We start from the raw sequence: 707 nt of genomic DNA on the forward strand, positions 1-707 counted from the left end.
CTGACTATCGAGTTCTATCAAATCAACTTCAAGAGTTTCAGGGGAAAGTCCCCAATAATAACTCTTTGGTGTTGTGGAGTTGGAATCAAGAACGTACTTTTTCTCTCCCATCTCTAACACATCAAAATAAGCAACATCTAATCCTCTAAAATTAATTTTCACATTTACCACCCAAACACTTTCTGAATTGATTTAATACCGGAATCAAATGCTTTGCCAACATCTGATATACTTTTATTAAGATTGTCACCCATCTCATTTGTTATAGTTTTAATCCTCATAAAGTTACTATAAATTATAACTTCTCTATTCTATCAAAAATAATCTCTTGCTTTTCGTAACTTTCTCGGAGTGGTAACATACCTAAGATAACCGTAAAGAAACCCAAAAATATAATACTGTTAATGATAAGGATAGAGGCCTCTGTCCCATTATCAGTAAATATATAAAACCCCAAACATCCTATAACCATAACGAAAAGAATAGGCAGAAGTTTATACAGTTTTAACTGACGTTGTGGTCTTGCTAATTTGAAAACTATTTGATACTTCGTTTCTTTACTTGAAAGTTTTTGTTGAAGATTATGACGAACCACAAAAGCAATGAACCTGAAAGTAAGATAAGCCAGGGCAATAAAGAGGACAAATAAACCCAATTTAAAAGAAATATTATGGCTAATGTCATAACTCTTAAAAGCATTCGTAACA

At 32.1% G+C, this 707-nt stretch carries 2 pseudogenes; both read right to left on the reverse strand.

Annotated features, from left to right (window positions below):
- A pseudogene (locus GMD6S_RS12645) lies at nucleotides 1-171 on the reverse strand (DUF443 family protein); the annotation flags it as partial.
- 124 nt (nucleotides 172-295) lie between these two features.
- A pseudogene (locus tag GMD6S_RS09840) lies at nucleotides 296-707 on the reverse strand (DUF443 family protein); the annotation flags it as partial.

It is taken from the genome of Streptococcus sp. GMD6S (assembly GCF_000297015.1).